Annotated in this window: 26 protein-coding genes; 17 read left to right on the forward strand and 9 right to left on the reverse strand. The window is 57.4% G+C overall.

Going from position 1 to position 26766, the window contains the following annotated elements; genetic code table 11:
* Positions 1-248 precede the first annotated feature (248 nt).
* The gene (cbiD, locus tag NW870_RS05365; protein WP_414374298.1) at positions 249-1355 is read right to left on the reverse strand and encodes a cobalt-precorrin-5B (C(1))-methyltransferase CbiD; all 1107 of its coding nucleotides are present in this window, start codon (positions 1353-1355) and stop codon (positions 249-251) included.
* Positions 1356-1554: 199 nt separating this feature from the next.
* Between cbiD and NW870_RS05370 the strand changes: the two genes are divergently transcribed.
* Positions 1555-1908 carry a hypothetical protein gene (locus NW870_RS05370; protein WP_011434310.1) on the forward strand — a complete coding sequence of 118 codons (354 nt, stop codon included), beginning with the start codon at positions 1555-1557 and terminating at the stop codon, positions 1906-1908.
* A gap of 36 nt (positions 1909-1944) precedes the next feature.
* On the opposite strand, the gene def is transcribed toward NW870_RS05370, so the two are convergent.
* The 4 genes from def to NW870_RS05390 all read right to left on the reverse strand — a co-directional run bounded on the left by def (position 1945) and on the right by NW870_RS05390 (position 3494).
* Positions 1945-2535 (reverse strand): peptide deformylase, encoded by a 591-nt coding sequence (def, locus tag NW870_RS05375; RefSeq protein ID WP_414374300.1) that lies wholly within the window; start codon positions 2533-2535, stop codon positions 1945-1947.
* A gap of 135 nt (positions 2536-2670) precedes the next feature.
* Positions 2671-2985, reverse strand: a complete 315-nt coding sequence (locus tag NW870_RS05380) for a DUF3593 domain-containing protein (RefSeq protein WP_414374303.1) — start codon at positions 2983-2985, stop codon at positions 2671-2673.
* Positions 2986-2988: 3 nt separating this feature from the next.
* Positions 2989-3315: a DUF2499 domain-containing protein gene (locus NW870_RS05385; RefSeq protein WP_414374306.1), complete on the reverse strand. Its 327-nt coding sequence runs from the start codon at positions 3313-3315 to the stop codon at positions 2989-2991.
* The gene (locus NW870_RS05390) at positions 3315-3494 is read right to left on the reverse strand and encodes an NblA/ycf18 family protein (RefSeq protein ID WP_238376817.1); all 180 of its coding nucleotides are present in this window, start codon (positions 3492-3494) and stop codon (positions 3315-3317) included. The genes NW870_RS05385 and NW870_RS05390 overlap by 1 nt, the downstream gene beginning before the upstream one ends.
* A gap of 373 nt (positions 3495-3867) precedes the next feature.
* Here NW870_RS05390 and NW870_RS05395 point away from each other — a divergent pair, with 373 nt between their 5' ends.
* The 5 genes from NW870_RS05395 (at position 3868) to NW870_RS05415 (ending at position 6993) form a co-directional block, all read left to right on the forward strand.
* Positions 3868-4119, forward strand: a complete 252-nt coding sequence (locus NW870_RS05395) for an RNA recognition motif domain-containing protein (RefSeq protein ID WP_011434316.1) — start codon at positions 3868-3870, stop codon at positions 4117-4119.
* Between the two features lie 123 nt (positions 4120-4242).
* Complete coding sequence (locus NW870_RS05400; RefSeq protein WP_414374308.1) at positions 4243-5547, forward strand: metallophosphoesterase family protein; 1305 nt, start codon at positions 4243-4245, stop codon at positions 5545-5547.
* Between the two features lie 509 nt (positions 5548-6056).
* Entirely contained in the window at positions 6057-6302 is a 246-nt protein-coding gene (locus tag NW870_RS05405) for a GlsB/YeaQ/YmgE family stress response membrane protein (RefSeq protein WP_414350218.1), read from the forward strand.
* A gap of 75 nt (positions 6303-6377) precedes the next feature.
* Complete coding sequence (locus NW870_RS05410; RefSeq protein WP_414350220.1) at positions 6378-6752, forward strand: hypothetical protein; 375 nt, start codon at positions 6378-6380, stop codon at positions 6750-6752.
* 1 nt (position 6753) lies between these two features.
* Complete coding sequence (locus tag NW870_RS05415; RefSeq protein WP_414329398.1) at positions 6754-6993, forward strand: hypothetical protein; 240 nt, start codon at positions 6754-6756, stop codon at positions 6991-6993.
* 113 nt (positions 6994-7106) lie between these two features.
* On the opposite strand, the gene speA is transcribed toward NW870_RS05415, so the two are convergent.
* Positions 7107-9029 (reverse strand): biosynthetic arginine decarboxylase, encoded by a 1923-nt coding sequence (gene speA / locus NW870_RS05420; RefSeq protein ID WP_414349960.1) that lies wholly within the window; start codon positions 9027-9029, stop codon positions 7107-7109.
* Positions 9030-9476: 447 nt separating this feature from the next.
* On the opposite strand from speA, the gene pstS reads away from it, so the two are divergent.
* The 3 genes from pstS to NW870_RS05435 all read left to right on the forward strand — a co-directional run bounded on the left by pstS (position 9477) and on the right by NW870_RS05435 (position 13928).
* On the forward strand, positions 9477-10577 hold the full coding sequence (gene pstS, locus NW870_RS05425; RefSeq protein ID WP_414349959.1) for a phosphate ABC transporter substrate-binding protein PstS: 1101 nt from the start codon (positions 9477-9479) through the stop codon (positions 10575-10577).
* Positions 10578-10867: 290 nt separating this feature from the next.
* Complete coding sequence (gene dnaK, locus NW870_RS05430) at positions 10868-12760, forward strand: molecular chaperone DnaK (RefSeq protein ID WP_414329477.1); 1893 nt, start codon at positions 10868-10870, stop codon at positions 12758-12760.
* Positions 12761-12968: 208 nt separating this feature from the next.
* On the forward strand, positions 12969-13928 hold the full coding sequence (locus NW870_RS05435; protein WP_414374311.1) for a DnaJ C-terminal domain-containing protein: 960 nt from the start codon (positions 12969-12971) through the stop codon (positions 13926-13928).
* Between the two features lie 140 nt (positions 13929-14068).
* Here NW870_RS05435 and NW870_RS05440 read toward each other — a convergent pair whose 3' ends face one another.
* Both NW870_RS05440 and NW870_RS05445 read right to left on the reverse strand, forming a co-directional pair.
* Positions 14069-14893: an RNA methyltransferase gene (locus tag NW870_RS05440; RefSeq protein WP_414374314.1), complete on the reverse strand. Its 825-nt coding sequence runs from the start codon at positions 14891-14893 to the stop codon at positions 14069-14071.
* Positions 14894-14903: 10 nt separating this feature from the next.
* Positions 14904-16097: an RNA-guided endonuclease InsQ/TnpB family protein gene (locus NW870_RS05445; protein WP_414374316.1), complete on the reverse strand. Its 1194-nt coding sequence runs from the start codon at positions 16095-16097 to the stop codon at positions 14904-14906.
* Positions 16098-16131: 34 nt separating this feature from the next.
* Between NW870_RS05445 and tnpA the strand changes: the two genes are divergently transcribed.
* From tnpA to NW870_RS05465, 4 genes are all read left to right on the forward strand, one after another.
* On the forward strand, positions 16132-16539 hold the full coding sequence (tnpA, locus tag NW870_RS05450) for an IS200/IS605 family transposase (protein ID WP_414357785.1): 408 nt from the start codon (positions 16132-16134) through the stop codon (positions 16537-16539).
* Between the two features lie 54 nt (positions 16540-16593).
* Positions 16594-17715 carry a sugar phosphate nucleotidyltransferase gene (locus NW870_RS05455; protein WP_414374319.1) on the forward strand — a complete coding sequence of 374 codons (1122 nt, stop codon included), beginning with the start codon at positions 16594-16596 and terminating at the stop codon, positions 17713-17715.
* A complete protein-coding gene (locus tag NW870_RS05460) occupies positions 17693-18439 on the forward strand; it encodes a GvpL/GvpF family gas vesicle protein (RefSeq protein ID WP_414374322.1) in 747 nt (248 codons plus the stop codon). The genes NW870_RS05455 and NW870_RS05460 overlap by 23 nt, the downstream gene beginning before the upstream one ends.
* Before the next feature lie 264 nt (positions 18440-18703).
* Positions 18704-19249, forward strand: a complete 546-nt coding sequence (locus NW870_RS05465; protein ID WP_414374324.1) for a hypothetical protein — start codon at positions 18704-18706, stop codon at positions 19247-19249.
* Between the two features lie 88 nt (positions 19250-19337).
* Here NW870_RS05465 and NW870_RS05470 read toward each other — a convergent pair whose 3' ends face one another.
* Positions 19338-19580 carry a hypothetical protein gene (locus tag NW870_RS05470; protein ID WP_414351871.1) on the reverse strand — a complete coding sequence of 81 codons (243 nt, stop codon included), beginning with the start codon at positions 19578-19580 and terminating at the stop codon, positions 19338-19340.
* Positions 19581-19750: 170 nt separating this feature from the next.
* On the opposite strand from NW870_RS05470, the gene pyk reads away from it, so the two are divergent.
* The 4 genes from pyk (at position 19751) to dnaN (ending at position 26531) form a co-directional block, all read left to right on the forward strand.
* Entirely contained in the window at positions 19751-21610 is a 1860-nt protein-coding gene (pyk, locus tag NW870_RS05475) for a pyruvate kinase (RefSeq protein ID WP_414374333.1), read from the forward strand.
* 138 nt (positions 21611-21748) lie between these two features.
* Positions 21749-21979, forward strand: coding sequence for a DUF4327 family protein (locus NW870_RS05480; protein ID WP_414374327.1), 231 nt, complete (start codon positions 21749-21751; stop codon positions 21977-21979).
* Positions 21980-22130: 151 nt separating this feature from the next.
* Positions 22131-24413: a RelA/SpoT family protein gene (locus tag NW870_RS05485; protein ID WP_414374329.1), complete on the forward strand. Its 2283-nt coding sequence runs from the start codon at positions 22131-22133 to the stop codon at positions 24411-24413.
* A gap of 741 nt (positions 24414-25154) precedes the next feature.
* A complete protein-coding gene (gene dnaN, locus NW870_RS05490; protein ID WP_414374331.1) occupies positions 25155-26531 on the forward strand; it encodes a DNA polymerase III subunit beta in 1377 nt (458 codons plus the stop codon).
* The last annotated feature ends 235 nt before the right edge of the window (positions 26532-26766 follow it).

A 26766-nucleotide genomic window follows, 5' to 3' on the forward strand; every position in this document is an offset into this window, starting at 1 on the left:
GATTGGCAGTGGCTGGGAAAGTGGATCTGCTTCCTCAGCCGTAACGCTCTCCTATGTGGTCTTGGCCGGGATCCACCGTTGCTCAGCGGGTTTCGAGCAGAGGGATTGACTTTTGGAGCACGGACTAAAGGGAGAGGAGCCGGGGGTGGTTGCCTTTGGCGGCACGGAGCGCTTAAGACACTTCGGGAGAAAAATGGTTGAGGATCCGGGGGGATTGCAATGTCCTCGTCTCAATCGAAATGACCTCATTATGGGATCCCCACCTGGGCGCAGATTTGCCCCTGTCGGTCGAACAACGTCACCGCCAACAGCAGGGATCGACCGGCATACTTTTGCACATAGCCTGTGGCTCGCTCCAGGATTTGGCGAGCCAACTCCTGCATCACGGGTGCTGCCCAGCCAAGGCCATCCAGATGGTGCACCGCTGCCTCTACTGTCCGCAACTCCAGCACTTGCCGTGCCTGTTCTGCCGTTCCCCCACGCCGGATCAGGGCTGCCGCCAGAATTTCCAAGCGGGCATCGGCCACGTGGCTGGAAGTGGTGAAGATCCCCCCTGCCAGCTTGATCAGCTTGCCGTGGTAGCCGATCAAATGAATGGACTCCGCCCCCCGCAGCGCCGCTTCCACCAGCAACGGCCCTATCCAATTGGCTACTCGCAGGATCTGGTCTTCCGGGATCCCTTGCCCCAGCGCCACCTGCTGCCCATGGCTGCCCACGCAAAAGATCAAATGCTTGTGCCGCTCCAACTTTTGTTGCAGCTCTTGGCGGGCTTGCTCTAAGCTCTCAACACTTGAGGAAGGCTCCACCTCCGCCCGCGTTCCCAACAGGGCCAGCCCTTCCAGCACCCCAAAAGCGGCATTGGAGGTGCGCTCCGCCAGCAGCTTTCCTTCAGGCAAGATAATGCGAACCCGCAACCGGCAATCGGGGGGGATCCCGGGCAAAAGATTGATCTCAAACAAACGGCGGGCATAGGCATAAATGGCCGGGCTGCCATCGGTGCGTCGCCCCAGCCCTTCCCCGGCTTCCAAGATCAAGGGGGAATCCTCGGGATCCCTCTCCTCCAACCTCACCCAAGCCCAGACCGGTGTGTCGCGGGTGAGATCCAGGTGGGGGCCGGGATCCGAGCGGGTAATGGCCAGAGCTGTTGTCTTCTCCAAGGCAGCTACCTGCTCCACCGGGATCCGGATCCAAGCCTCAAGGGACTGGGGCTCAGCCTGCACCGCAATCGCCAAGCGCCCCCCTTCCTTCTCCAAAGGGATCCCCAGAAGGTGGTGAAGAGCAGCTCTGGCCGAAGCAACGGCGAAAACCGGCAAGGTATAGCCCCGCGGTCGGGATCCCTGAACAGCATCCTGCATCTGCACAGCTTTTTGCTTCGGAAATGGATGACCGGAAAACCAAAATCTCCGGAAAATGCACACCTCAATTGTGGCTTGTGAGAGAACCCAGGAGTTTCGGGGAACACCTCCCGGAAGCAATCGTTAAATGATCTGGGGGAAGAAGAGGGGATCCGAAATTTGCCTTTTTCAATGAAGGTAGTCGAAAACTGGGGCAGCTATGAGCGAAGCAGTGCAGCACTACCTTGAGCGTCTGGAGTCGCAAATACAGGAGCTAAAAGCTGCCATCGAGCGGATGCCCGAGCAGGTGGTGGCCGTTCTCCTGGCTACCCAGGAAGCCAAAAAAAACACCCCCACCCCCTCCCGTTACAGCGTTCTAATCTCAGACTTGGTGGAAGATGGCAGCCACAACTTCCTGCTGGATGATGAACCCACCGTGGTGAGCAACCGCAGCATGGGGCATGAGCTGGCCCCCGAAGCCCAAATACAGCGCCTGAGTGCCCAGTTAACCGCTGCCTACAACCGCATTGCCGCCCTTGAGGAGCAGCTCTTGGCCCAGCGCTTGCAACACTAGACTAAACCACTAAACTGACACTCATCTAGCAAGGCTTCAGCGGGGGGCAGCAGAGGGCTTGCCTTTGCGTTGCACATCCTGCATCTGGAAGCCGTGTTTGCGCAGCTCTTGATCCAGCACCAGCTCGTTTTCCACGTGATCCACAAACAACACGCCGTTGAGGTGGTCGATTTCGTGCTGGATCACCCGCGCCAGCAAATCGTCCGCTCGAAGGGTGCGGGGCCGCCCCGTTTCATCCTTGAACGAAACCACAATCCCTTCTGGGCGCATGACCTCGCAGAATACCCCCGGAATGCTCAGGCAACCCTCCTGCCCGGCAACGGCCTCGCCAATGTACTCGCGAATCTCCGGGTTGATCAGCACCAGGGGTGGCACCTCCGGCTTATCGGGATAGAGATCTACCACAATCATGCGCTTAGGAATGCCAACTTGCGGAGCCGCCAGACCAATCCCATCGAAGCTGTACATGGTCTGTAGCATGTCCCGGGCAAGCTGGCGGATCTCCTCATTGACCTGGCTAACGCGCTTGGCCGGCTGCCGCAGCACCTTGTCCCCCATGCGATAAATGTGCAGGGGCGGATGCTTCAGCTTCACTTTGGGAACGGCAACAGAAAGGGTAGCCACCATCTGGCAGATCTCACAGAATAACAGCAGGTATCAGGCCTGGATCCCCATTCTACATTCAGTCCTGGTTGTGCTGAAACCACTGTTGCCTAGCTCTCCTCTCCCTTTGGAGAGGGGGTAGAGGCTTGTTTGGGATGATCATGGCTCAGGGTTGCTGTCGCCAGCCTCTGGAAGTCGTTGGGACTGCTGGTCAATTCCCTGCTTAAAGCCCAGGGCCACCAAAATGTTGGAAAGGGTGAGAAAAGCTTCCGCCCCTCCATGCAAGGGATCCACATTGGCCAGGGAAGTGCCGTAGTGCATCTGAGCGTACAGCCCTGCCGGGATGCTGACGGCCACAAAAAGCAACAACAGCCAAAATCCAACCAAAGCCAAACGTGGGATCCGGCGCAGCCGCGACAGGAAGAATAAAAAGACCAAGTAAGGGAACAGAGAGAGGGCAAATAAACTGTTCATCGCCTAGTCGGGATCCCCCTTCTGTGCAGGCTCATCCACCCTTTCAGCCCGCCAAATGCGGTAAGCAGCCCAAGCCAAGGTGCAGTTGCCCAGCAAGGTGAAGCTGGCCTGTGCAGTGACCACCCAGTCCAACTTGGGGTCGTTGTCAAACCAGTGCCAGGTGATTGCGCACATTGCCCCCGACAAAGCGGGCAGCATCGCCCAGCTCAAACTTCGCCATTCGGGCCGGCCCACTCGCTCCCCAAATTGCCACACGAGAACAACAGCAGCGATCCACTCCAAAACACTGGCAACGTGAATCCACCAGGTGGGAAGTGAAAGGGCGTGCATCAGGCGCTGAGGGAATGACGCAGCAGTTGGCGGTAAGTGGCCTCCTGCAGCAGCATTTGCTTGTGCAGTTTGACCAAGATGTCCTTGGCCTGCTCGGGGCTCATGCGAGAAACCAAGGTCTCGAAAGCCCGCTGGCGAAATTGCTGCTCCAAAGAGAGCTCTAGCGTTTCATCCATCATTATCACCTCAGAGTGCTCAGGTAGAGAGGTCTGCAAAGAGTTCCAACAGCGCAGATCTGGCCAGGTAGTGCAAGCAGGATAATACATATCTTAACAAATCGCAACAACGTGACAAGATGCCGGATCTCGACGTGCCGGAAGGGAGCTTGGCCGAGGCGAGGGCAGAGAACCTCAACCCAGTGGCAGAAAAGTACAGGCCCGTCAAGTTGGACAAAGGTGCATTTTGGATGGGGAAGGGGGAAGATTTTCCGGCAGGGATCCCTTTACATCCTTTCACGTTGTGCGACTTAGCAAGGCTCCATGATAGAAGTGAAGTACTCTGGAGCTTTGTTGCCACCCTTGCTGATTGGTGACTTACTTTGCTTGAATTGCCATGACCATTTTTGTGGGGAACCTAAACTATAAAGCCTCAACAGAAGAACTGAAAGCTTTCTTCCAGCAGAGGTGGAACGTTAAGTCGGTTACAATCCCGATAGACCGAGAGACAGGTCAGACACGAGGCTTCGCGTTTGTGGATCTGGCAACCGAAGCTGAGGAGGACGAAGCCATCGAGAGCGCGAACGGGCAGGAATTCATGGGCCGGCCTCTGCGTTTGGATCGAGCCAGGCCCCGCCGCCAAGCCTAAGCAAAGATTGTTCAACCCTGGGTTTGCCATTCTGGATAACCAAAGGACTCCGTCCCGCTAACGCGAACGGCAAGGTTTATCCCAACAGATGGGAGAGCTGCAAAGTCTCCAAGAGCGCCCAAGATGGTAAGGTTGCTACATCTTTCCGACATTCATCTGGGCAGTGGCCTTGCCTACGGCCACATTAACCCGGCCACCGGCCTGAATACCCGTTTGGAAGATTTTGTAGCTTCTTTGCGCTTGTGCATTGACCATGCTCTCAACCAAGCGGTGGATCTGGTGTTGTTTGGGGGCGATGCTTTCCCCGATGCGACACCCCCCCCTCTCCATCAAGAGCTTTTTGCCCAACAGTTTCGCCGCCTGGCCGATGCAGGGATCCCAACCGTCCTGTTGGTGGGCAACCACGATCAGTACGGGCAGGGACAGGGAGGCAACAGCCTGGCTATCTACCGCGCTTTGGGGGTCTCAGGCTTTATTGTGGGGGACAGACTGGAAACTCATCGGATCGAAACTCGCGGTGGCCCGGTGCAGGTGACCACTTTACCTTGGCTGAGTTGCTCTGCTCTACTCGCCCAACAGGAAAGCTTGGCGCTTGAAGGGGAAATCCTCGCGCATCAGCTCCTGCAGCGCCTCCGCCTAGCCCTAGAAGGGGAGATCCGCACCCTGCAGCCAGGGATCCCGGCGATTTTGTTGGCTCACGTCATGGTGGAGACGGCCCGCTACGGAGCAGAACGCCATCTTTCGGTGGGCAGAGGGTTTACAGTGCCCCTTTCGCTGCTGGCTCGACCTGCCTACCAATATGTTGCCTTGGGGCATGTCCACCGTCACCAGGTGCTGTGTCGGGATCCCTTGATGCTCTATCCCGGCAGCATTGAGCGGGTGGATTTTGGCGAAGAAAAAGAGGAAAAAGGCTGTGTGCTGGTGGAAGTCACCCCTACGGGGGCCAGCTATGAATTTTTGCCCCTGCCAACCCGTACCTTTCACACCATTCGCCTGGATCTGAGCGCAGATCCACCCCAGCAGGCGCAGTCTAAGCTGCTGGCCGCCATCGCCAAGGCCCCCGTGGCCGGCTCCATCCTGCGGTTGATCTACCGCATACGGCCCGACCAGCTAGAGTGCATTGATGAGCGGGCTCTGCACAACGCTCTTGCCCCTGCTTTTAGCTACACCATCGCCCCAGAAGTGGTCAGCCCCAGCCGCATCCGTCTGCCGGGATGGGATCCCAGCCGACTTGAGCCCCTGACGGCTCTGGAGCAGTATCTGGCCGACCGCAGCGATCTGGCCCCCTTGCACAACGATTTGCTGGCCGCGGCCCGTCAGTTGTTGGAGGAATATGTGGATCCTTTACAAGACTGGGCCCCCAACTGGGAGGAGCTGGGATCTTCAAGCCTTGCCCCAGTGGAAGAGGAGCAGTTGCCTTTGTTTTGATTGGTTTTGAGATGCTCTCTTTGTCGCCTCAGGGTTCATAGGGGTGGGGATGGGGGATCCCTGTACGAAGAAATCAGGACAGGAGTGCTCGCCAAAGCTGCGGGCTCCTCAAGTTTCAAGTGATCTGAATCACTTCGAAATGGCAAAAAGCAACACAAACTGGGAATCGGGTTGAAGACGTTGGCAACGACGGCATCAGCTCACTCACAGGGAACTGACTCAGACTGGTAGACCTCACACTGCCAGTCTTTTTTTGTTTGAGGTTTAGGTATTGTGAAGCTGCAGCAAGCAGGGGATCCCTTTCATAATCATTCACAAGATTCTTATCTTTATCTCCATAGAGGTCTGTTATCAAAAGACAAATAACCATCTGTTCTCGGCAAAGGCTACCAATTTGGTAAGTAGCCGTCAAGTGTGCCGAGTGTATAGAAGGTTGGTTCTTGGAGCATTTATTTTCTTGCAACAAGGGGTAATCTGTAGGAACGGCATACCTTGAGGAAGTAGGTTCTATGAACAGCATACTTTGGTTTCTCCTAATCGGAGCCCTAGCAGGTTGGCTGGCAGGAAATATCCGACGCGGCTATGGCTTTGGCTTGATAGGCAACATAATTGTTGGTGTTTGCGGGGCATTTTTTGGAGGATTCCTCTTCGATTTACTTGGCCTGTCGGCTACGGGCTTGTTGGGAAGCTTGTTGATGGCCACGATTGGGGCTTTGGTTTTGTTGGCGTTAATTGGCTTCGTTCGTCGGGCTTGATCTTTAAACTGCTCGCAAGAGTTTGCGTTTTCGTTGCAATCTTGATTGAACATTTACCGGAGAAGGAGAATTTTTATGAGCATTCGTGTTCTTTCGGCAGCGATGATTGGCTTAGCCATCCCCAGCATGGGTCTGTTGACAATGCCATCTGCTTCTGCCCAGCACTTGTTTGATTTGGGAGTGCGCCAACTGCAGCCGGGCACCATCATTCCCGTCCAGAGCTTCAAGGGAGAAGAGCCCCAGTACTTCAGTCCCAACAGCACCCACCCACTTACCCTGCGGGTAGCCCAGGACATCTACAACGGCAGCGGCCAATTGGCGATTCCAGCAGGCAGCGAGGTGCGAGGCAGCTTGCGACCGACTCAGGGAGGGGCCAGGTTCTTCGGCACAGCTTTGATTGCCAATGGGCGACTTTACTCGGTGCAGATGTCTTCTGATTTGATCCACTGATTTGATCCACACTGAGAAAGACCCGCGCCACTATTCTGCCGAAGCGATTGCTCAAGATGCAGCCATTGGTGCTGTGGGGGGTACGGTGCTGGGCTTGCTCACAGGAGGCGTTTCTGCTTTAGGGGTTATTGGCGGAGCTGGAGCCGGAGTGGCGGTGGGCAATATCACGGCACCTCAAGTCGTGGTGTTGCGCCCTAACCAAACGATTAACTTGGCTTTGGACAGTCCGGTGCGTCTGTGATCGACAAATTTTTGATCTGGTTTTGATTTGGTTTGATCTGGAAGCAAAAAGGATCCCGGTTTTAGGCCGGGATCCCTGTTTGGTTTTAGGGATTTTTTCGAGGAACACCACCTTCAGTGCAAGTAGGTGTAGGCCCGCAGATTGTCTTCAAAGTGCTGCTGCAAGGCGCGGGCTTGATCCAGCGTGATCTGCCCTCGCTGCAGGGCGGTCTCGGTGGCGTGGTGGAGGGTCTCCACCAGATCTTCGCTGTTGTACTGCACCCAGCTCAGCACCTCGCCGATGGTGTCCCCCTTGATGACTTGGGAAACGTGGTAGCCGCCGGGGCGGGAGCGAATATGCACCGCGTTGGTATCGCCAAACAGGTTGTGCAGATCTCCGAGAATCTCCTGGTAAGCGCCCCCCAGAAACACCCCCAGCAGGTAGGGATGTCCGTTGGGGTCGTGCAGCGGCAAGACCGAGGTGATCTGCCCATCTTCGCCAAAGAAGCGGTTGATCTTGCCGTCGCTGTCGCAGGTGAGATCGGCCAGGGTGGCCCATTGGCGTGGCTCCTCATCCAGACGATGAATCGGCATGATGGGGAAGACCTGGTCGATGGCCCAGCTATCCGGCAGGGATTGGAATAGAGAGAAATTGCCGTAGTAGATGCTGGCCAGCATCTCGTCCAGATCCAGGAGATCCACTGCCACGGGGTGCCCTGCTTGGTGCTGCTCGTAGGCCAAGGTGCAGATCTTGTCGGAGCAGTTCCAGAACAGCCGCTCCACTTCAGCTCGCTCCTGCAAGCTGAGGGATCCCTCAGTGAACTGGCGCAGGGCGGCCTCCTTCAGCTCCTGACAACGGCGGTAATTGACCACCAGAGTATCGGGCTGGATTTGGTAGTAAAGCTGGTTTAGCTTCTGGATCACCTCCGCATCGGAAGTGAGCTGGGTGGGCATCGGGTAGGGGCTGGCAGCGTTGACATCTTGCACGTCAAACACCAGCACCGACTGGTGGGACATCAGGGCGCGTCCGCTTTCGGTCACCAGTACCGGCGGCTGGATCCCGTGGGGTTCCAGGGCGGTGAGCACGGTCTGCACCACGGTGGCGGCGTAGTCCTCCATGCTGTAGCTCTGGGAAAAAGGATTGGGGGACTGGGATCCGTCGTAATCAACCCCCAAGCCGCCGCCGATATCCAGGTAGCCCATGGGGGCCCCCAGCTTGGTGAGTTCGATGTAGATTTGGCTGGCTTCCCGCACGGCTCGTCCATGCACGCTCACCATCGAGATCTGGGAGCCGATGTGGTAGTGCAACAGGCGTAGACAATGCAGCTTGCCCGCTTCCCGCAGCCGTTCCACCACTTGCAAAATCTCGGTGGCCGTGAGGCCGAACTTAGCCCGATCCCCAGCCGAGGTGCCCCAGCGTCCACTGCCCTGGGCGGAGAGCTTGGCCCGTACCCCCAAGATGGGGTCAATGCCCAGTTGGTCGGCAGCCTGCAGCGCCAGCTCCAGCTCTTGCAGCCGCTCCAAAACGATGATGGGTGTGCGCCCCAGCCGCTGGGCCAAGAGAGCCGTCTCCATAAAATCCCGGTCTTTGTAGCCGTTGCAGATCAGCAAAGCCCCGGGAGTATCCAGCAAAGCTAGGGCAATCAACAGCTCCGGCTTGGATCCCGCCTCCAGGCCAAAGTGGTAGGCGCGACCGTGCTTCACCACTTCTTCTACCAGGTGGCGCTGCTGGTTCACCTTGACGGGATAGACCCCTCGATACACGTTGGGGTAGCCAAAGCGCTGGATGGCCTGCTGAAAGCTCTCGCAAATTTGCCGCATGCGGTCGGCCACGATCTCGGGAAAGCGAATCAAGAGGGGCAACTGCAAACCCCGTGCCACCAGATCCATCACCAAGTGGTACAGGTCAATGCCCGGTTCCTGCTGCTGTAAGCCCTGTGGGGTCACCTCCACATGACCGGCGGCGTTGATACGGAAGTAGGGATCCCCCCAACCTGAGATGCGATAGAGCTTTTCGCTGTCTCGCAGTGTCCAGGGAGAACGAGTCAAAGTCGGCATAGTAGTCCCCCAGATACCGAGATGTGAACAGCGCAGGATTTCTGCACAGAATCCACAATATATTGCCATATTCCAGAATATGTCAAGGTTTTTCCAATGCGGGGGGACTCAGGCCCAAAAACCGCTAAGCCTTGCCAGACAAGGCTTTGGCTTGGGGATCTCTGTGCAACTGCCGCAGAACTCAGCTCGCTCAATCTCTTGTTTGCGCTGTTTTTCTTTGTTTTTCTCTTGAATTCTCCATTTTCTGTCTTTCCTTTCTGGACTTGGGTTGGATCCTGAGTTTTGCTGGGAAGCGTAGCGAGGAATACGGGGATGGCGCAGAGGGAAAGACAGCCACCTGGGGAAAGTGGGCCACGCACGGGATCCCAAGAGCTCTCGCCGGCAACCCTTGACAGGGCCCCGCAGGCAAGACAAGGATCGGGGCGGTGACCTCGGAGAACCTGAACCATGGCTCAACTGCCCCGCTTCCGTCGCCGAGAAGTGTTGCTTTCTTTATTGGCCACCGGCGCTACCTTGAGCGCCTGCCAAAGGGGATCCCGTTCTGACCAACCCAGCGGCAGGGATCCCGTTCCTGCCTCCGGCAGCCAGTCCTCCGACAAAGTTTTGCTGATCAACGGGGCCGGGTCCACCTTTCCGGCTCCTCTTTACTTGCGCTGGTTTTCCGATTACCGCCAGGTGGATCCCAAGGTGGAGATCAATTTCCAACCGGTGGGCAGCGCCGCTGGGATCCGGCAATTTATTGACCAGACAGTGGACTTTGCCGCCAGTGATGTGGCCATGACCGATGCCGAGATCGCCGAGGTGAAGCGGGGTGTGGTCATGATCCCGATGACCGCAGGCAGCATTGCCGTAGGCTACAACCTGCCGGGGATCCCTTCTGGACTCAAGCTGTCTCGACCCGTTTTGGTGAAGATCTTTCGCGGCCAAATCGACCAGTGGCGGGATCCGGAGATCCTGGCCCTGAACCCGGAGCTAACCATTCCCGATCTGCCCATCACCGTCTGCTACCGCTCCGATGGCAGCGGCACCACCGATACCTTTACCCGCCACCTGGCGGCCATCGATCCGGCTTGGGCCTCGGAAGTCGGTGCTGGCATGTCGCTGGAGTGGCCGGTGGGCATTGGGGTAAAGGGCAACGAGGGCATGAGCGCCCAAATGCTCCTCAGCGAAGGGGTGATCGGCTACGTGGAGTCGGTCTATGCCCGCGAGCTGGATCTGTCGGTGGCAGCTCTGGAGAACCGCCGCGGCGAGTTCATTCTCCCCTCCCCGGAAGCCTCGGCCCTGGCCTTGAGCGAAATTGAGCTGCCGGAAAACCTGCGGGCTTTTGTGCCGGATCCCGCTGGCCCTGGAGCGTATCCCATCGTCACCTACACCTGGATCCTGACCTACCGCCGGTACTCGGATCCCGCCATGGCCGCCGCCCTGCAAGCTGTGCTCCGCTGGGCCCTTACCGAAGGACAAGCCCTGGCCGAGGAGATGGGCTACCTGCCCCTGGCCGCAACCGTTGTGAACCGCGGCCTGGAGGCGCTGCAGCTTATCCAGAGCTAGCCTGGCAGCAGTCCCCCAAGAGTTGCCAATAGCTGCCAACCCAGGCCATACCCCAAGCGGCACCGAAAGCAAGGCTGCTGCAGGTACGGAGATCCGTAACCGGTCTGCCCTTCAGCCCCGAGAAATGGGCGGCATTCTCGCCCTGGCCTCGCCAACCAGCTGGTTAGGATCGACCCAGGAAGTGACCAAGCATCTGCCGGATTTTCACAGATTGGCTGCCCAAGCTACTTCACACAGGCTGGCGGCGGTAACCGAAGCAATGTACTCAAGAAGAGGAGAATAAGGAGCCGATGGGAAAAGTTGTAGGAATTGACCTGGGCACAACCAACTCGGTTGTCGCCGTAATGGAGGGGGGTGTCCCCACCGTCATCGCCAATGCTGAGGGTACTCGCACCACACCCTCGGTGGTCGCCTTCACCAAAGATGGAGAGCGCCTGGTGGGCCAAATGGCCCGCCGCCAAGCGGTGCTCAACCCGGAAAACACGTTTTACTCGGTTAAGCGGTTCATCGGTCGTAGGTACGATGAGCTGAATGCCGATTCCAAGCGGGTCTCCTACCAGGTGCGGCGGGACGAGCGGGGCAATGTCAAACTGTACGCACCCCGCCTGAACAAGGAATTTGCGCCGGAAGAGATTTCGGCCATGGTGCTGCGCAAGCTAGCGGATGATGCCAGCCGCTACCTGGGCCAACCGGTCACCCAAGCGGTGATCACGGTTCCTGCTTACTTTAATGACTCGCAGCGGCAGGCCACCAAAGATGCGGGCCGCATTGCCGGTTTGGAAGTGCTGCGCATCATCAACGAGCCGACAGCAGCCTCTTTGGCCTACGGCTTGGACAAGCGCAACAACGAGACCATCCTCGTCTTCGACCTGGGCGGCGGCACCTTCGACGTGTCCATCCTGGAAGTGGGGGATGGTGTTTTCGAGGTGAAATCCACCAGCGGCGATACGCAGTTGGGCGGCGATGACTTCGACAAGAAGATCGTCGATTGGATGGCCGAGCAGTTTAAGCAAATGGAAGGGATCGACCTGCGGCAAGACCGGCAGGCGCTGCAACGGCTAACGGAAGCTGCGGAAAAAGCCAAGATCGAGCTGTCCAGCGTTTCCGAAACCACCATCAACCTGCCCTTCATCACTGCCACTGCCGATGGGCCCAAACACCTAGAGCTGAAGCTCTCCCGCGCTCAATTTGAACACCTCTGTGCCGACCTGCTGGAGCGCTGCAAGGGGCCGGTGGAACAAGCCCTGCGGGATGCCAAGCTCACCAAGGCCGACATCAACGAAGTGGTGCTGGTGGGGGGATCCACCCGCATTCCGGCGGTGCAGCGGCTGGTGAGGGAGCTGCTGGGCAAAGAACCCAACCAAAGTGTCAACCCCGATGAGGTGGTGGCGGTTGGGGCGGCCATCCAAGCGGGTGTGCTGGCGGGCGAAGTCAAAGACGTGCTGCTGCTGGATGTCACCCCCTTGTCCTTGGGGGTGGAAACCCTGGGCGGTGTGGCCACCAAGCTCATCCCGCGCAACACCACCATCCCCACCCGCAAGTCGGAGATCTTCTCCACTGCCGAAGATGGGCAGACCTCTGTGGAAATCCACGTGGTGCAAGGGGAGCGAGAGCTGGCCCGCGACAACAAATCTCTGGGCCGCTTCAAGCTGGACGGGATCCCGCCGGCCCCTCGCGGTGTGCCGCAGATCGAGGTCACCTTCGACATCGACGCCAATGGCATCCTCAAGGTGACGGCCAAAGACAAAGGCAGCGGCAAAGAGCAGAGCATCTCCATCACCGGCGCCTCTACTTTGGATAGCAAAGAGGTGGAGCGCATGATTGCTGAGGCAGAAAAATACGCTGCCGAAGACCGGGCCCGCCGGGAGAAAATTGAGCGCCGCAACAAGGCCGACTCGCTGGCCTACCAAGCCGAGCGGCAGTTGAAGGAGTTGGGCGACAAGATCTCCTCCAGCAAACGCAGCCAAATCGAGACTCTGGTGCGAGAACTGCGGGAGGCCATCCAGCGGGAGGACGACAGCGCCATCCAGAGCAAAGAGCGGGAGCTGCAAGAGGCTCTCTACGCCATGAGCAGCGAGCTGTATCAACAGCCGGGGGCCTCCTCTGGCCCCACTCCCGGCTCAGGGAAAACCTCCGGCGGCAGCGATGATGTGATCGATGCCGACTTCACCGAGAGCAAGTGACTGCTCAGGGATCCCTCCGTGGGCCGCGGGCCCAGGGCGGATCCCGCCCTTACTTGTAGCGCCGATAATGAGGAGGGACGGGATGGGCGATGGCGTCTAGCCCGCCTCCTCATTTTCTTCAGTAGGTCGGAGGGAAGGAGCCCTTGCCGGGGACGCCTAGCCTCGTGGTTTTCTGCCCACTCTCAGCGATTTGCCTGCGGACGCCTCCATGCAAAACTTTAAGGACTACTACAAGATTTTGGGGGTCAGCAAAACGGCCACTGCCGATGAGGTGAAACAAGCCTATCGGCGCCTAGCCCGCAAGTATCACCCAGATGTCAACCCCAACGACAAAGCGGCTGAAGAGAAATTCAAAGACATTAACGAAGCCTACGAAGTTCTCTCGGATCCCAGCAAGCGCAGGCAATACGACCAATTTGGCCAATACTATCAGCAGGGCGGGTTTCGCTCCAGCCGCGATGTCTACACCTACAGCAGCAGCCCCTTCAGCCAAGACTTTGGGGGGAGCGGATTTGGGGGGAGTGGCGTCGATTTCAGCCAATTTGATGATTTTCAAGACTTCATCGATCAACTGCTGGGCCGGGTGCGCAGCCAAACCACAGACCGCAGCAGCGGATTTTCGGGATCCACTGGCAACACCAGTTACGATGCTGAGGCCACCATCCAGATCAGCATTCCAGAAGCTTTTGAGGGGGGCAAGCGTCGCCTGCGGGTGGGCGGGGATCGCGTGCTCGAGGTAAACATCCCGCCGGGAATTACGCCAGGGAAGCGGATTCGCCTGCGCGGCCAAGGCCACCCCAACCCCAACGGCGGTGCCGGTGATCTGTACCTTAAAATTGAGCTGAAAGACCACCCCTTCTATCGCCTAGAGGGATTCGACGTTTACTGCGATCTGCCCATCAGCCCCAGCGAAGCGGTTTTGGGCGCCCAGGTGGAGGTGCCCACCTTGGATGGGGTGGTGAAGCTGCGGATCCCACCTGGCATGCAGCCGGGGCGAAAGTTGCGGCTGGCGGAAAGGGGATTTCCCAAAGGCAACGGAGAACGGGGGGATTTTTACGTGGTGGTGCAGATCCATTTGCCCACCCAGATCTCCGAAGAAGAGCGAGAACTTTACGAAAGGCTGCAGCGGGTTCAATCCTACGATCCCCGCGCCGCCCTTAAGCTCTAGCATTGATATTCTCCGATATTCTCCCACGGCCAAAGCCTCAAGATTCTTGACAAGCGCTCCGCGCCGCCTGAAAGCAGGAAGCCGCCCTTCTAGCTTGCTTCCGGTAGCGGTAGGGCAGGGCTGGAGGCCCAGCCTTGGGGTCAAGATGGGGTCCTGCTGGAATCTGGTTGCGTCGGCGGGACGGGAGCTGCATTTGCTTCCAGAGGTTCCTGACGAGAGCATCCCTGGCTCCATTGCAGTTGCCGCAGGATCCCGCGCAACAAGGCCACCTCGGCTACGGTCAGGCCGGCTCGCTGGAACAGGGCGCGAAACTTGAGCATTTTGCGGCGGGCTGTGTGGGGGTGCAGGTAGCCAATTTGCAGCAACAGCGCTTCCAGGTGAGCGAAAAAGCCTTGCAGCAGCTCGAAGGGGGCAAGCCTTTGAGGCGAGGGCATAGGAGGAGCAGGGGAAGGGCTCTGGCAGACGAGGGTGTACAGCTCATAGCAACAAATGGCCACGGCTTGGGCCAAGTTTAAAGAGGGATAGGTCGCATCGGTGGGGATCTGGATCTGGCGATGGCAAAGGGCCAGCTCCTCGTTGCTCAAGCCGCGATCTTCGGGGCCAAACACGAGGGCGGCAGGGCCGGCGGCCAGCAGAGCGGGAAAGGCTTGGCGGGGGGACTGAATTTGCCATTCGGGTGGGTAGGTTTGGCTGCGCCCCGTTGTCCCGAAAACCTGCACACACCCTTGCAGGGCTTCGGGCAAAGTTTGCACCTTCCGGGCTTGATGGAGCAGGTCTGCCCCATGCACGGCTGTGGTGATCGCTTCCATATCGAGGGGATCGCATTGGGGATCCACCAGCACCCACTGCCTGAAGCCCATGTTTTTCATCACGCGGGCAATGGCGCCGAGGTTGCGCGGCCCAGCCGGCTGCACCAATACAAGCCGTACCTGCGCCAGTTGTTCAGGGCCAGAGTGGGTTGACATACTCCATGCCCTAAAGAGCAAGGATTCTTGACGCTTCACAGACCGATGCCAGCAAGCTGGTCTTACTAGGACTCCGTCCCGCTGGCGCGAACAGTCTCCACATCCGTTCTAGAGTCGGGCGCTCGCCTTGGCGGCGCGGAGCGCTTTGCCCCATCCCGACTTGCTCTATGCTTCGGGAAGCATTCCCATCCCGGTCGTGGACTGTGCCACAACCGTCGCAGACCACCACCCGAGTAGCTAGGTCAAGCTTGCCCCAATGCCAGCCACACTTCGAACAGTGCTGACTGGTTGCTGCCCAGCGGTCAATGACCCGCACTTCCCTGCCGTACTTGCCCCCTTTTGCCTCGCACAAAGCGCGAAACATCCCCCACCCTTGCCTGCTAATTGCCCTGGACAGTTTGCGGTTTTTCAACATCCCACTTACATTCAGGTCTTCCAAACAAACCACTTGGTTTTCGCTGATGAGCTTGGTAGACAGCTTGTGCAGGAAGTCCAACCGCAGGTCAGCAAGGCGACGGTGCAACTTGGCCATCCTCAGCCTTGTCCGCTCCCACCGCTTTGACCCTTGGACCCGTCTGGCCAATGGCTTTTGCAACTGAGCGATGCGCCGGTACAAAGGCTCATCGTTGGGGCTGTGGTACTGAGCTCTGTTACTTACAGCGGCAACGGTTTTGATGCCCAAATCCACCCCAACGCTGGGAGACTGAGCAGGAACACGCATAGGCTCCACCTCTACGACGAAGCTAACAAAGTACCGCTCCGCGCAGTCCTTGATTACGGTTACAGAGCTTGGTTGACTTGGCAGCGGACGGCTCCAGATAGGCTGGATAGTTCCTATCTTGGCGAGATGCACACGCTCCCCTTTCAGGGAAAAGCTATTGGCCACTAAAGTCAATGACTGCTTTGATTGTTTCTTCTTGAAGTGTGGAAAACCTCCTTTGTTCTCAAAAAAACGCCGGTACACTTGGTCTAAGTGCCTCAAGGATTGCTGTAGGGCAACACTGGATACCTCCTTGAGCCATGCCACTGATTGCTTTAACCCTGTCAGCCGCTTTGACAAAGCGTTGTACCCTGGATACTTGCCAACGGCTTGGCAGTGGGCCAGGGCCTCGTTCCAGACAAACCTGACACAACCGAATACTTTGGCTAGGGCTTGCTTCTGTTGGTCTGTAGGGTAGAACCTATACCTATAGCGGGCTTGCATGGGTTGAAGTTAGGTTGGCGCGTCATCTTAGCATATGGGATTAAGGAGAGACCGCAACAGCGTTTCCAGCTTGCAAGCGCACTTGGTGTTTGTCACCCAATACAAACGCAGGATACTAACGCAGGAAGGTTTGGACTTAATTGCGGCAGCATTTAAGAGCATTGCCCAATCGATGGATTTTGAGATTTTAGAGTTTAACGGTGGAGCAGACCATATTCATCTTTTGATTTTCTACCCACCTAAGTGGTCTATTTCCAGATGGTTAACGCTCTCAAGAGTCTCCAGTCGCAGGTACGGCCAGGCTAAGTTTCCCAAGCCCTACGGCAAAACTGCCTTGTGGAGCCCTAGCTATTTTGCATCGAGTGTGGGTGGGGCTCCTCTACAAGTCTTAGTTGCTTACAGCCAAAATCAAGAAAAGCCGCCCTCAAGGGCGGGGTTTTAGACCCAAATTTTTGATAAAGTCAGAGCACGGTTAGCCCGGAGGAGTGACAACGGCATGAAAGCCATGATCCTGGCAGCAGGCAAAGGCACGCGAGTGCGGCCCATCACCTACATGATGCCGAAGCCGATGATCCCCATTTTGCACAAGCCTGTCATGGAATTTTTGGTGGAGCTGCTGCGGGAACATGGGTTTAACCAAATTATGATCAACACCAGCCACTTGGCCCACCAAATCGAAGACTACTTCCGCGATGGGCAGCAGTGGGGGGTTCACATCGGCTTTTCGTTCGAGGGTCACTTTGAGAACGGCCAGCCGGTGGCCCAGGCCCTGGGATCCGCAGGGGGCATGCGCAAGATCCAGGATTTCTCCGGATTTTTCGACAGCACCTTTGTGGTGCTCTGTGGGGATGCGCTAATCGACCTAAACCTCACGCAGATCGTCAACTTCCACAAAGCCAAGGGAGCGCTGGCCACCGTGGTGTTGCGGGAGGTGGATCCCAGCCAGGTCTCCAGCTACGGAGTGGTGGTAACCGATGAGACGGGTCGCATCACTGCCTTCCAAGAAAAGCCCAGGCGGGAAGAGGCCCTCAGCCACACCATCAACACCGGCATCTACGTTTTCGAGCCGGAAGTGTTCGACTACATTCCCCCCGGCTGCCCCTACGACATCGGCAGCGATCTCTTCCCGGCCTTGGTGAAAGCGGGCGCTCCCTTTTATGGGATCACGGCTGACTTTCAGTGGGTGGACATTGGCCGCACCCACGACTACTGGCTGGCAGTGCAAAAAGTGCTGCGCGGCGAGATCAAGGGGGTCAAGGTGCCCGGGATCCAGATTCAACCCGGCGTATGGACGGGGATCAACATCCGCGCCAACTGGGATCGCATCCACATCGAGCCACCGGTCTACATCGGGGCCAGCAGCTATTTGGCGGACGGGGTCAAACTCATCGGCCCCACGGCAATTGGCTACGGATGTGTGTTGAATGAAGGGTGTACGCTGGATGGCAGCTTGATTTTTAACTACACCCAGATTGCGGCAGGCGTGACCCTACGCCACCAGATGGTGATGGGTCGCTACTGCATTTCCTCGGATGGCAATGCCATCGACACCGAAGAGTCCAACCTCACGTGGCTGATCGGAGATGCCCGCAGCAATGCCAACGGCAAATCCCCATAGCGCCCTCTACCTCTACGGGATCGTCGCTGCCCCTGGCCCGCGTCATCTGAGTGTGGTGGGGCTGGACAAGCAGCCGGTGCAGGTTCATGGGCTGGGATCCCTGGCCTTCTTGTATTCCCAGGCTCGACAAGAGCGCTACCTGGCCAGCCGGGCCAACTTGCTTGCCCATGAAGCCGTGCTGGAAAAAGTGATGAACGAGGGACATCGGGCTCTGCTGCCCCTGCAATTTGGTCTGGTGGTCAGCGGCTGGGAGCAGGTGGAACGGGACTTGGTGCAGCCCCGCTTGGCGGATCTGCTGGCTCTGCTGGAGCGCCTAGAGGGCAAGCGGGAGGTGGGAGTAAAGGTCTTCTGGGATCCCGAGCAGGAGCTCAAGCTGGGGCTAGAGGAAAACCCTGCCCTCAAAGCTCGGCGGGACGAAATGGCCGGCGCTCCTTTGGGATTGGACGCGGTAGTTGAGATCGGACGGGCTCTAGAGCAACTCTTGGAGCAGCGGCGTCAGCGCATTGCCCAAGCCTTCACAGCAGCCCTAAGCCCCTTGGCCAGCGACCGCGTGGAAGGAGATCTGCTCACCGAAAACATGGCCTACAACGGCTCGTTTTTGATCAATTGGGAAGATGAGCCGGTTTTTGCCCAAAAAGTAGAGGAGCTAGACCAGACCTTCCAGGGGCGGCTGCGCATTCGCTACAACAACTTCACCGCTCCCTACAATTTCGTCAAACTTTGACACACTCAGCTGTATTGGGTCACTTCTCTACAAAAGACAAGAGGAGACCGCTCGGCTGAATGGTCGAAGGCAGGGATTCTTTTGGGGATCCGCTCAGGTATTATGGGGATAGGCACTGCAGTGGCTAAGCCGAGGGAGACGGTATGGAGTGGCTTATTTTTATCCTGTTTTTAGCTCTGGCGGTCGGGATGTTAGCCCTGGCCTTTTATTTATCAAGACAAGAAACGTCGAGAAGCTCTGGAGCAGGTGGCCGCACAGCTAGAAATGCGGTTTTCTGCCCAATTGCCGGAAGAGATCCGATCCCGCCTGGTTCAAGCCGGCTTTGGGCTGTTTGAGCAAGGTTATGGGCGGCGTTTCTATAATTCGATGTCCAAGCGGCTGATCGATGGCACTGAGATTACCGTTTTTGATTACCAATACACCCGCGGCAGTGGCAAGAGTTCTAGCACTTATCGCCAGTCCGTCTTCTACGCCTATCACGAGGATCTTCATCTGCCCCGTTTTCGGCTGCACCCCGAAAATGCCCTTTTCCATGGCATCGCCAAAGCTTTTGGCATGCAAGATATCAATTTCGAGAGCCACCCTAAGTTTTCTCGGAGCTATCTCTTGCGAGGACAGGATGAAGCTCAAGTTCGGCTACGTTTTCATCCCGGCGTCCTCAGTTTTTTGGAGCAATATCCCAACTATTGTGCCGAAGGGGCCGGCGCCCACCTCATTCTTTGGCAAAATAACCGACAGGTGAGTCCCGAAGAGATAGCAAAATGGATGCGCTTGGGGGAAGAGTTGACGCAACAGCTGCGGCGTAGGTAGCAGCAGAGCCTACGGCCCCCCGCCGCGAACGGTCAACCTCGGCCTAAACCTCACCCCAAGAGGGTGCGCTGCAATCTCAAGAACCTCTCTACTGAGCGCCGAGGGCCGCCAACAAATCATCTGCCAACAACACCGCCGTATAGACCAAAGCCTGTCGTTGCTCAGGAGACAAATCGCCAACAGGAGTCTGGGGATTGCTCACGATACCCTGCAGTACTCTGCTGGCTATGTATTCCCGCTTGGAAACCCCTGGGCTGGAGATAGTGGGGTTGTCGAGAGAGAACTTCTGATGGTGCTCGAAGGGGAAGGCGTATTCGGGGGCAACCGGCATCGCTCGACTCCAGATGGATCTCTACACTCTGCTTTGCCTATTTTCCCATCCTCTCTCGCTGGGGATTTTAAAAAAGCGGTGCCTCAAAAAAGACATAACGGGTTATCGTAATCAGAGAGATCCCTATGTGGGGGAAGGATCTGGGCTGCTCTCCCTTGGGAACAGTGGACATGCATTTGAGGGATTCTTTTCGACGCACCAAAATTGTTGCCACCATCGGCCCTGCCAGCTCAAATCCAGCCATTCTCAGGGAGATGATCCTGCAAGGGGCAACCACCCTTCGCCTGAACTTCTCCCATGGGGATCACGAGCTACACCGCCGCAGCATTCGCCTGATCCGCCAAACCGCGATGGATCTGGGCATCCAGGTCGCCATTTTGCAAGACCTGCAGGGGCCCAAAATCCGCCTGGGCAAGTTCGCCGAAGGCTCGATCACCCTCAAGGCTGGGGATCCCTTTGTGTTGACCAGCAAACCTGTCTTGGGATCCCAAGAGCGCAGCTGGGTCACCTACGACAAGCTGGCCCAAGAAGTGCCCGAAGGAGCGACGATCCTCATCGACGATGGTCGAGTGGAGATGCGGGTGGAAGCCGTGGATCCGGAAGCGGGCGAACTCTTCTGCCGCACCATTGTCGGGGGTACCCTCTCCAACAACAAGGGGGTCAATTTCCCCGGTGTGCGCCTGAGCATCCGCGCCGTGACCCCAAAGGATAAAGAAGATCTCTACTTCGGCCTCAACCAAGGGGTGGATTGGGTGGCCCTCAGCTTTGTGCGGGATCCCTCTGATGTGCTGGAGCTGCGGGAGCTCATCGCCTCTGCCAAACGGCCTTCTTCGGGCTCAGCCGACAAGCGGGTACCCATCATCGTCAAGATCGAGAAACACGAGGCCATCGAACAACTGCCCCAGATTTTGGCCCTCAGCGACGGTGTGATGGTGGCACGGGGAGATCTGGGGGTAGAGCTGCCCGCGGAAGAGGTGCCGATCCTGCAGAAGCGGGTGATCGCCCTGGCCAACTCCCTGGGGATCCCGGTAATTACGGCCACCCAAATGCTGGACAGCATGGTGCACAGCCCCCGACCCACCCGTGCCGAGATCTCCGATGTGGCCAACGCCATTTTGGATGGCACCGATGCCGTTATGCTCTCCAACGAGACGGCTGTGGGCAAATACCCTGTCGAGGCCGTTGCCACCATGGCCCGCATTGCCGTGCGCACCGAGCGCGATTACTTTGACCTGACCTACGCCGACCGACGACAACGCCTTCGCACCCTTGCCATGCAGGAGCTGAGCCAAAACAACGGCAACAGTCCTGCCGGGATGCGGCCCAAAACCCTGATCACCGACTCGATTAGCCGCGCCGTGGGGGAGATCGCCCAAGAGTTGGATGCTGTAGCCGTGATGACCCTGACCAAAACAGGGGCTACTGCTCGCAATGTCTCTAAGTTTCGCCCCCGCACTCCCATCCTAGCCGTAACCCCCCATGTGGAAGTGGCACGGCGGCTGCAGTTGGTTTGGGGAGTTCATCCGCTGTTGGTTATGGATTTGGCCACCACCCGCCAGACCTTTCAAGCGGCCATCAGCTTGGCTCAGGAAGATGGCTTGCTCAAGGATGGCGACTTGGTGGTGCTCAGTGCAGGAACCCTGCCAGGCGTTGCGGGATCCACCGATCTGATCAAGGTGGATGTGGTGAAAGCGGTGGTGGCTCAAGGCAAAGGGTTTGGCAAAGGCATTGTCAGCGGCCCGGCCCGCATCTTGAGATCCAGCCTCGATGCCAGCAAAATCACCGCCGGAGACATTTTGGTTGCCCAATCCACCGACGCCAACTATGTGGAGGCGATCAAACAGGCAGCCGGCGTGATTACCGAAGAAGAGGGAGCCTCCTCTCATGCAGCAGTCATTGGCCTGCGGCTGGGAGTGCCGGTGCTGGTGGGGGTCAAGGATGCTACCCGCTTAATCCGGGATGGATCTATCGTCACTCTGAACCCAGAAAAAGGCATAGTGACCGCAGGAGCCGATGGCTTGGGCTTTTAAGCGGGCCTTAAGGTTGCCTGCAATACAAACTTGTATCTCTTGCTACGAAACGAGACCCAGTTCTATGATGGGGGTAGCGAGGCAAGATTTTCCCTGACCCTTCGGTGCGTCCCATCCATTCCACGTGTAGGTTAAGCTATGCCCACTTTACAAGCCACCCACTATGCGGTTGAGGCCATCCAGGAGGAAGCTCGTCGCCTCATTCAGCAGGGGGTCTTACGCCGCTCTGCAGCCATTGCCCACCTGCAACCCTTTTTCCCGCAGCGGGAGTGGCAGGCGATTGCCCAAGAGCTGGAGCTGCAAGACTACTGCCCCTCGGATCCCCTCTGCGATTTGATCGGCAACTGCGAGGAGTGGGGCGAAGACTAAGCCTCGATCTGCCGAGGATGGCAAGCGGTCGGCGTTGGCAGACAGCCAATGCCTCTTTTTATTCCAGCCGTTTTTTCCTCCTCTAATCTGTCGGCGGCTAAGCTGGATGAACTATAGTCAGTAATTAAACATCCCTTTTCGCCGGGTTCGCATGGGTCAGACGGCTGTCATTGCCACCTCAGATAGAGGTCTCGACTTGAATAACCTCAGTTTTGAGGTGCCAGGGTGGCTGCGTGCTCTGCTTTCCGGTGCCGAGGATCCCGGCGATGGGCTGCGGCCCTACACGGCTGAAGAAGCCGATCTGCTGCGCCGTGCCTTTGAGTTTTCCTATTGTTTGCATCAGGGCCAAAAACGCAAATCAGGGGATCCCTACATTGCCCATCCGGTAGCCGTGGCCACTCTCCTGCGGGAGCTGGGGGGAGATGCGGTGACGGTGGCAGCGGGCCTTTTGCACGATGTTATTGAGGATACAGAAGTTACCCCAGAAGCCCTGGAAGCTGAATTCGGCTCTGAAGTTCGCCTACTGGTAGAAGGAGTTACCAAACTCTCTAAGTTCAATTTCTCCAGCAAAACCGAGCAGCAAGCGGAAAATTTCCGCCGCATGTTTGTGGCCATGGCCAAAGATATTCGAGTCATCGTGGTCAAGCTGGCGGATCGCTTACACAACATGCGCACGCTGCAGTATCTCTCCCCCAGCAAGCAACGGCAGATTGCAGCCGAAACAATGGAAATTTTCGCCCCTTTGGCCAACCGGCTGGGGATCTGGCACTTCAAATGGGAACTGGAGGACCTGGCTTTTAAGTATCTGGACTACGAAGCTTACCGGAAGATCCAGGAATTGGTCAATGCCAAGCGCGCCGAGCGAGAGGCAGAGATTCAAGCTTTTATCGAAGAGCTGCGGCAGAACCTTCTTCAAGCGGGACTGGAACGCTTTGAGATCAGCGGACGGCCCAAACATTTGTACAGCATCTATCGCAAGATGCAGCAGCAGCGCAAAGAATTTCACGAGATTTACGATCTCTCAGCAGTTCGGGTAATCGTACATACCAACAGCGAGTGCTATCGGGTGCTGGCAGTCGTTCACAACTGCTTTCGCCCCATCCCCGGGCGTTTCAAAGACTACATTGGTCTGCCCAAGGCCAATCGTTACCAATCTTTGCACACGGCGGTGATTGGCCCGCAGGGACGACCGGTGGAGGTGCAAATTCGTACCGAAGAGATGCACCGCGTGGCTGAGTACGGGATCGCCGCCCACTGGAAGTACAAGGAGGCCGGCAGCACCACTGTCAAGCCCGACGAGGAGCGCTTCACCTGGCTGCGACAGCTGTTGGAGTGGCAAAACGACCTCAAAGATGACAAGGAGTATCTGGACACCCTTCGCGAGAACCTGTTTGAGAGCGAGGTTTACGTCTTTACGCCCAAGGGGGACTTGCTGGCTCTGCCCCAGGGATCCTGTCCGGTGGACTTCGCCTATCGCATCCACTCCGAAATTGGGGATCACTGTGCAGGAGCGCGGGTAAACAACAAGATCGTGCCCCTGGATACCCGCCTGCGCAACGGCGACATTGTGCAGATCATCACGCACAAAAATGCCCATCCCAGCCTGGACTGGATCAATTTCGTTGCCACCAGCTCTGCCCGCAATCGCATTCGCCAATGGTTTAAGCGCTCCAATCGCGAGCAAAACATCGCGCGGGGCCGGCATTTACTGGAGCGGGAACTTGGCAAAACGGGCTTTGATGCCCTGCTCAAATCAGAGCGGATGCAGAAGGTAGCCGAAAAGCTCAACTACGCCAGTGTAGAGGATTTGTTAGCCGCTCTGGGTTATGGTGAGACAACCCCCACGCTGGTGATCCATCGGCTGCAGGAGGTCAGCAGGCCGGCAGTATCTGCTCCCACAGAGGAGGAATCGCTTGAGGGATCCAAGCTGTTGTTGCCACGGGCTTCTGCGGCTCCCAGTTCTATCAAATCCCAATCTCCCATTCTGGGGGTGGAGGGTCTGAAACACCAGTTGGCCAAGTGTTGTAATCCGCTGCCGGGGGATCCGATCTTGGGCGTGGTCACCCGCTTTAAGGGGATCAGCATCCATCACCGGGATTGCCCAAGGGTGGCCCAGGTTTCGGGGGAACGGCTGGTGCCGGTACGATGGAACGAAGAGCAACTGCGGCAGAGCGCCCAGATCTACCCGGTAGAACTGCATCTGGAGGTTATCGACCGCGTTGGGGTGCTGCGGGACATTCTTTCCCGTCTATCGGATCAAGGCATTAATGTTCGCAATGCTAAGGTACAAACTTTTGCCAACCGCACCGCCCTGATCGATCTCTGTATCGATGTACGTGATAAGAAACAGCTCACCCAGGTTCAAAGTCAACTGCGCCAGCTTTCTGACGTGATCGTGCTGCGCTCCCGCCATCACCAAAACGGATCCCGTTGACCTACGCCTGGCCCTTCGCGGGTACGGACTCTAGACCGCATCCCTATTGCGACTCGCTCCTGCAGCAGCCCAATTTTGGGTCAGGCGCTGTCCCATCCTCATCCTGACCTCCTTTGCCGCTTCTGGTGCGCAGAGCGCTTTCCCGCTCCTCTGGGGTCTTGCCAAAAATCCCGTGTCAGCTCACAGGTGGCCAGGCAAGGCCGACAAGCCCAGAGCAATATCCCAGGCTTTCTTCGACAGCCTGTGGAAAACCTGTGGAAATCCAGCGAAGCCCGCCCCAGCTCCGGTGGAATCCCCAGCCATATCTAGGGGGAAGGATTCACTACCTTAGGGGATCTCACACTGACTGTGCGTTAATTTTTATGAATTTGTCAGAAAACCATAACATTAGCCTGTGGAAAACCTGTGGAAAAACCTGGAAAATCTGTGGAAAACCTGTGGAAAAACCCCCCAAGTTATTAACAGGTATAAATACCCTGTGGAAAAGTGGCCAAGTTATCCACAGTTTTTCCACAGGTGGGGAATAGGCTCAAAAGCTCATGGCACAAGGTGTTGACGATCACTTTCCACAGTTTCCATAGCCCCTACTACTACTAGATCAAAAAATTAAATTAGGCAGGGATCGAAATTTCAGATCTGTCCTACGCGCGAGGCAAATTTTCCAAAACTCGACCGCAAGGGGAGGGATCCAACCGGGGCAGTCGGTGTAGGATCTGCGTGTGCAGCCCTCAAGTGCCCCCCATGGTGCAAGCTCAACGTCCTGTGGATCGAGAATCGGAAACCGAGTCGTTCGCGCCGGTGTTGCGCAGCAGCAAGACTGCAGCTCCTCAGCGTGGGGAGGGATACCTTGACGGGGCCGTGGACTCGTCTCCGGAGGGTTTCAGCTTCACCTGCGAGCAAGCCGATCTCAGCCACCACCTCACTTCCGTTGGACGGGCTGTGGCCAGCCGCCCCGCCCTGCCCGTTTTGGCCAATGTGTTGGTGGAGGCCGACGCGGAAACTCAGCGGGTTGCTTTGACCGCCTTTGACTTGAACTTGTGCATTCGCAGCGAGTTCGAGGCTCAGGTCAGGGGATCCGGTCGCACCACCCTGCCGGCCAAGCTGCTCAGCGACATCGTCAGCCGTCTGCCCAGCGGCCCAGTGACTCTTGACGCGAGCAGCCAAGCCCAGGAGAGTGCCCCTGTGATTCTCATGTCGGCAGCCGGCCAGTACCAAGTGCGCAGCATGTCGGCTGAAGAGTACCCCACCCTACCGGAAATATCGCTCCGCACCGCCGACGCAGATGGCGATTTTGCGGGGGAGGAAAGCCCAACAGCTCAGGCCCTGGAGCTGCCCATCGAGAGCCTGTTGCAAGGGATCGGCCAAACCCTTTTTGCGGCCTCTGGAGATGAGACCAAGCAGGTGCTCACAGGAGTGCATGTCAAGCTCTTGCCAGGGGATCCCCCTTGCCTGGAGTTTGCAGCCACCGATGGGCATCGTCTGGCGATGGTGCAGGTGGAGGCCGAAGGGATCCCGGTTGCTTCGGCCCATGGGGAAATAGGGTTGGATTTCACCATTCCCGCTCGCACTTTGCGAGAGGTGGAGCGCATCCTCGGCACCCAGACCGCGGCCTCTACGGTGGAATTGCGGTTTGACCGATCCCAGGTGCAGTTTGTGCTGCCTCCTCGCGCCAGCAAAACGCAGTGCCAACAGCGGATCACCAGCCGCCTTTTGGAGGGCCAATATCCCGACTACAACCGCCTGATTCCCAGGCAATTTGAGCGGCAGATAACCCTGGAGCGTCGGCCTTTGATTGAGTCGCTGGAACGGGTGGGAGTACTTGCTGCCCAAAGAAACGACATCGTCAAGTTCAATCTTTCTGCCGCAACCCAAACCCTGCGCATCAGCACCGAGGCGCCCGATGTAGGAAGTGGCGAGGAATCGTTGCCAGTGCAGATGTCTGGTCCTGACCTGGAGCTGGCCTTCAATGTGCGTTACCTGCTGGATGCCCTCAGGGTGTTTCATACGCAGCAGGTGAGCCTGGAGCTAAACGGCGCCACGCAGCCGGCCATCTGGAAGCCCCTTGGGGCAATGCGGCTCTGTTATTTGGTTATGCCGGTGCAGCTACGGGCTACCTAGTCTTAGGAGAGCTCCACCCAGCTCTAGTCCAAAACTCTCAAGATCATCTCAGTACAAATCTACAGTTGTTTGTACAAATCTACAGTTGTTTGCATTGCCCCCTCTCCCAGAGGGAAAGGAGCCAGGGATGGTCGCGGAAGCGGCGCCGAGCGTTCAGGGAGCATGCCTCTAACCCCCAAAACCCTGAACTTTGCTGAATTTACTGAGCTTTAGGCGGTTTGGCAAAAGTCATTGA

Source organism: Synechococcus sp. R50.1, from assembly GCF_047462115.1.
In the GTDB taxonomy this organism is placed as follows: domain Bacteria; phylum Cyanobacteriota; class Cyanobacteriia; order Thermostichales; family Thermostichaceae; genus Thermostichus.

Bases quoted from the DNA above. Each gene is read 5' to 3' on its own strand.
- NW870_RS05460 (WP_414374322.1), top strand. From the start codon at position 17,693: ATGCCAACGGCAAATCCCCATAGCGCCCTCTACCTCTACGGGATCGTC.
- NW870_RS05370 (WP_011434310.1), top strand. From the start codon at position 1,555: ATGAGCGAAGCAGTGCAGCACTACCTTGAGCGTCTGGAGTCGCAAATA.
- pstS (WP_414349959.1), top strand. From the start codon at position 9,477: ATGGCTCAACTGCCCCGCTTCCGTCGCCGAGAAGTGTTGCTTTCTTTA.
- NW870_RS05405 (WP_414350218.1), top strand. From the start codon at position 6,057: ATGAACAGCATACTTTGGTTTCTCCTAATCGGAGCCCTAGCAGGTTGG.
- NW870_RS05390 (WP_238376817.1), bottom strand. From the start codon at position 3,494: ATGATGGATGAAACGCTAGAGCTCTCTTTGGAGCAGCAATTTCGCCAG.
- NW870_RS05380 (WP_414374303.1), bottom strand. From the start codon at position 2,985: ATGAACAGTTTATTTGCCCTCTCTCTGTTCCCTTACTTGGTCTTTTTA.
- pyk (WP_414374333.1), top strand. From the start codon at position 19,751: ATGCATTTGAGGGATTCTTTTCGACGCACCAAAATTGTTGCCACCATC.
- tnpA (WP_414357785.1), top strand. From the start codon at position 16,132: ATGGGATTAAGGAGAGACCGCAACAGCGTTTCCAGCTTGCAAGCGCAC.
- NW870_RS05410 (WP_414350220.1), top strand. From the start codon at position 6,378: ATGAGCATTCGTGTTCTTTCGGCAGCGATGATTGGCTTAGCCATCCCC.
- cbiD (WP_414374298.1), bottom strand. From the start codon at position 1,355: ATGCAGGATGCTGTTCAGGGATCCCGACCGCGGGGCTATACCTTGCCG.
- NW870_RS05485 (WP_414374329.1), top strand. From the start codon at position 22,131: ATGGGTCAGACGGCTGTCATTGCCACCTCAGATAGAGGTCTCGACTTG.
- dnaK (WP_414329477.1), top strand. From the start codon at position 10,868: ATGGGAAAAGTTGTAGGAATTGACCTGGGCACAACCAACTCGGTTGTC.
- NW870_RS05435 (WP_414374311.1), top strand. From the start codon at position 12,969: ATGCAAAACTTTAAGGACTACTACAAGATTTTGGGGGTCAGCAAAACG.
- NW870_RS05455 (WP_414374319.1), top strand. From the start codon at position 16,594: ATGAAAGCCATGATCCTGGCAGCAGGCAAAGGCACGCGAGTGCGGCCC.
- speA (WP_414349960.1), bottom strand. From the start codon at position 9,029: ATGCCGACTTTGACTCGTTCTCCCTGGACACTGCGAGACAGCGAAAAG.
- NW870_RS05445 (WP_414374316.1), bottom strand. From the start codon at position 16,097: ATGCAAGCCCGCTATAGGTATAGGTTCTACCCTACAGACCAACAGAAG.
- NW870_RS05470 (WP_414351871.1), bottom strand. From the start codon at position 19,580: ATGCCGGTTGCCCCCGAATACGCCTTCCCCTTCGAGCACCATCAGAAG.
- NW870_RS05395 (WP_011434316.1), top strand. From the start codon at position 3,868: ATGACCATTTTTGTGGGGAACCTAAACTATAAAGCCTCAACAGAAGAA.
- NW870_RS05385 (WP_414374306.1), bottom strand. From the start codon at position 3,315: ATGCACGCCCTTTCACTTCCCACCTGGTGGATTCACGTTGCCAGTGTT.
- NW870_RS05400 (WP_414374308.1), top strand. From the start codon at position 4,243: ATGGTAAGGTTGCTACATCTTTCCGACATTCATCTGGGCAGTGGCCTT.
- NW870_RS05480 (WP_414374327.1), top strand. From the start codon at position 21,749: ATGCCCACTTTACAAGCCACCCACTATGCGGTTGAGGCCATCCAGGAG.
- def (WP_414374300.1), bottom strand. From the start codon at position 2,535: ATGGTGGCTACCCTTTCTGTTGCCGTTCCCAAAGTGAAGCTGAAGCAT.
- NW870_RS05440 (WP_414374314.1), bottom strand. From the start codon at position 14,893: ATGTCAACCCACTCTGGCCCTGAACAACTGGCGCAGGTACGGCTTGTA.
- dnaN (WP_414374331.1), top strand. From the start codon at position 25,155: ATGGTGCAAGCTCAACGTCCTGTGGATCGAGAATCGGAAACCGAGTCG.
- NW870_RS05465 (WP_414374324.1), top strand. From the start codon at position 18,704: ATGCGGTTTTCTGCCCAATTGCCGGAAGAGATCCGATCCCGCCTGGTT.